Source organism: Muriicola sp., assembly GCF_049669965.1.
Lineage (GTDB): Bacteria > Bacteroidota > Bacteroidia > Flavobacteriales > Flavobacteriaceae > Muriicola.
The window spans coordinates 1-3,844 of record NZ_JBATLB010000266.1 but is presented as its reverse complement, the minus strand read 5'-3'; the positions used below and the strand labels follow the sequence as shown (position 1 = coordinate 3,844).

General features: G+C 38.2%; 4 protein-coding genes. All 4 read right to left on the bottom strand.

Annotated elements, in window-relative coordinates; all coding sequences use genetic code 11:
* Positions 1-898: peptide-methionine (S)-S-oxide reductase MsrA (msrA, locus tag WBM49_RS13350; RefSeq protein WP_424372546.1), on the bottom strand; the 898-nt coding region annotated here is incomplete at its 3' end.
* A 189-nt stretch (positions 899-1,087) separates the two neighbouring features.
* The gene (locus tag WBM49_RS13345; RefSeq protein ID WP_424372545.1) at positions 1,088-1,372 is read right to left on the bottom strand and encodes a hypothetical protein; all 285 of its coding nucleotides are present in this window, start codon (positions 1,370-1,372) and stop codon (positions 1,088-1,090) included.
* A 32-nt stretch (positions 1,373-1,404) separates the two neighbouring features.
* Complete coding sequence (locus WBM49_RS13340; protein ID WP_424372544.1) at positions 1,405-2,352, bottom strand: aldo/keto reductase; 948 nt, start codon at positions 2,350-2,352, stop codon at positions 1,405-1,407.
* A gap of 43 nt (positions 2,353-2,395) precedes the next feature.
* The gene (locus WBM49_RS13335; protein ID WP_424372543.1) at positions 2,396-3,784 is read right to left on the bottom strand and encodes a mercuric reductase; all 1,389 of its coding nucleotides are present in this window, start codon (positions 3,782-3,784) and stop codon (positions 2,396-2,398) included.
* Positions 3,785-3,844 lie beyond the last annotated feature (60 nt).

The window sequence follows — 3,844 nt, the reverse complement described above, 5'->3', positions numbered from 1 at the left end:
GTTTCTCTTGATTCGAAGCATAATAATCTTGATGATAGAGTTCTGCTTGATAAAACGCTTCAAACATTTTTAATTCAGTTACAATCATCTCATCAAACGCTTTTTGTACTTCTGATATAACATCCATGGCTATTTCTTTTTCTTCTACCGTTCGATAAAAAAGAATACTACGATATTGAGAACCTTTATCAGCTCCTTGTCTATTTATTGTTGTGGGATTGTGGGTAGTAAGATGGATTGTAATTAAATCTTTATAAGAAATTTCATTACTATCGTAGGTAACTTCTACCACTTCTGCGTGTCCACTAAGTCCACTAACCACCTCACGATAAGTTGGATTTGATGTATTTCCACCGCTGAATCCACTTTCTACTTTTGAAACGCCTTCTACTTCCTGAAAGATTGCTTCGGTGCACCAAAAACAACCACCACCAAAAGTTACTTTTCGTTCACTACTTTCCATTTTTTTTAGTGAAATTGCATTGATGCAAAAACGTAATCCACTTGGTGGTGGCCCATCTTGAAAGACGTGACCCAAATGAGCATCACAGGTACTGCATGTTGCTTCTATCCTGTACATCCCAAAGCCTTTGTCTTTATGAAATGACACCGCATTATCTTCTATCGGTTGATCAAAAGAGGGCCATCCTGTGCCACTTTCAAATTTGGAAGCGGAATCGAAAAGTAATGTTTCACAACAAATACAAGCGTATTTACCAGGCTCAAATAATTGGCACATTTCAGAGCTATGAGCTCTTTCTGTTCCTTTTCCTCTAGTAATTCTAAATTGCTCAGGCGTGAGAAGTGCTTCCCATTCTTCATTTGTTTTTTCAACCCTTCTTGAAGGTTCTGGATTGCCATGATTGGCAAATTTTATTACATCTAGCCACTTAAGCATTGCGTTTAGTTTTTTGGATGAGCAGTTTAAAAATCGATTTTGTAAATCTTACATATTCTTTGGACTCTAGATCATAACCAATCCAACGAAATTTATTACCATAAGGACAGTTTGGGGCATTTTCGCTTAGTCCATTTCTCAATTCGTATTGCTCGGGGTTTCTGCGATAAGTGTCCATATCTATTTTTTTCATTCTTTTGGACTATAGGTAAGCTTACAAGTTTGACAGACCAATTCATCATTTTTTGTTTGAAGAACTATTCCAGATAGGTGCTTATTTGCATATTCTTGAATCCAACCTACACTTGGATTTGAACTATTAATATCTGCCTCATAATTCTTAGCTACCTCATAAAATTTACCACCGTATTCTTGCCTTCCCCAACAATTGGGACAGAAACCTTGAGGGGTTTTCTCATCTTGCAATTCGGGATCTTTCTTTAAAAAATTCAGGAGTGATTCAATGACATTCATGCGCTATATTTATGTCTTATCTATTAAAGATATTAATTCCACAAAAGAAGTTTTCTTTCCGCCCAATAATTATGGGGGCTAACAGCGAACTGCCTGAGCAATGCTAATTCATATTCTGTTAAGGTAAATTGAAGTGACATCCTATTTTCTGATAGTTGAAAAGTGCTGGATGCTCCGCTTAAAACGATATACGGATTAATAGTATCCATGCAAAAGCGCAAAGCAATAGCATCTACTCCTACACTGTATTTTGATGCCAGCTCCTCCAAGGTATCATACAACTTTGAATGTATGGGGTAGTTCTTATTTCTAAAGACGCGTCCATTGGCTAAAGCTTCTTTCACAATTACTCGTTTATTTTCAGTTGCCAACTGTAAGCAGATTTTCTGCAGACTCTGATCCATTACATTGTAGGTGATTTGAAAAACATCAAACAATGGTTTCCCCTCCATATCAATATCGATCGCACGCTTTAGTACTTCCAATTGATTCTGACCAGTAGAGGTCAAGCCGATATGGAGTCCCAATTCGTTTTTTAGGAAGTTCAATTTTCCAAGTACTGACGTATTTTCCAATACACCAGATTCAAGCGTTGCTGAGTGAATTTGATAACTAGTTAAATACGGTAGCAGATGTTTAGATTCTTCCCATTGCTCCAATAGCTTATGTAGACTGTGCTCTTTGACCTCATGAATTTCAGCACTTTTCTCAAAGTTAGCGGTGTAGGTATATCCCCATTTGGTGGCAATCTCTATATCCTTGTGCATACGTTCTTTGAGCCAATTGATAATCATTTTTTCAGCAATTCCATAGCCTGGGGCAGTATCAAAATACCTGATTCCTAAGTCATAAGCGTAATCTAGAACCTTAAGTCCTTCTTGTTTAAACTCTTCCAACGAAGTGTAGTTGTTAGCTATTGATCTGACATTAATATAATGTGGTCTGCCGATAGCAGCAGTGCCCATTCCAAGTTTTAACATCAATTAAAAGTAATTTTTCCTAGTATCAATTTCGCGTGTAAGATCATATGGTTTCATTCTGTTCTTTCACTTCTTTAATGCCATCTAAAATCCAAGGCATCAGTTCAGAAACGGTTGGGTGTACCAACACTACCTTTCTGTAATACCGGCATGGAATATTAGAATGCATAATGGTAGCAAACATGTTTATGATCTCGTCACCGCCTACTCCCAGTATAGAGGCACCCAGGATCAAATCTGTGTCCGCATCTACCAGTAGCTTAGCAAAGCCTTTGGTTTCTCCCATTTCCTTAGCTCTACTTATTTTATCCATCGGGCGAATTGCTTTTAGCACTCTTCTGCCACTTTTTAGTGCTTCTTTTTCAGTCATGCCAACTCTGCCCAACGGTGGATCCGTAAATAGACCGTAGATCGGAATTCTCCCTTCTAAGGTTCTATTTCCACCATAAATTTTATCCAATACGATCTCAGCATCATTCACTGCAGTATGAGTAAAGCCTCCATATCCATTTACATCACCTACTGCATAGACATCTTTCACTGCTGTTTCACATAGTATGTCAACTTCTATGTATCCTCGCTCGTTTGTTTTTATATCGGTATTTTCTAGGTTCAAGGTGTCACTGTTTGGCACTCTTCCTGCTGCTATCAGTAGTTGATCACCCACCAGATTAATAGTTTCTCCATCCCTATCTATAGTCACTTCAACCTTATTTTTATTTTTGGTAGCACTACTTGTATTTGAATTCAAGTAAATCTCAATTCCTTCTTCTTCTAAAAACGACTGAACAGCTTTTGCCACATCTTTATCCTCTCTTGGTATTAATTGGTCAGCACGCTGAATAATACTCACTCTTGATCCGAATCTTCGAAATACCTGAGCGAATTCTACTCCAATATACCCACCACCTATAATCAGGAGGTGCTTAGGGACTTCTTTCAAATCGAGAAGACCAGCACTGTCTAACCAATTAATATCATCCAAACCCGGTATGGGAGGAGCCTTGGGTCTTGTTCCTACGTTTAAATAGATGGTATCTGCGGTATAAATTTCACCTGCCACCTCCACTTTTTTATTTTCTATAAACCTGGCAGTCCCCTTTATAAGCTCAACATTTGAGGTGCTATTCATCCAAGAAGTTAAGCCAGTGCTACCTCCATTGCGAATACTATTCATTCTTTCTCTCACTTTTTCGAAATCAAGCGTCAGTCCTTCTGAACTGAAGCCATAAAAATCACCTCGTTTGGCTTGATGAAAGGCTTTGGCAGAGGCGACTAGAGTTTTGGTTGGGGTGCAGCCATAGTTTACACAACTACCACCCACCTTGTTTGCCTCGATTACCCCAATTGACTCATGAGTGGGGATTAATTTTCCCAGTAAGGTTCCAAGTGCTTGCCCTGTCCCTATAATAAGATGAGAAAAGTGTGTCATGGTAGGATAGTTAAAATTATACTCCAAGGAAAATTCCCTTTTTAAATATAAACAATATAC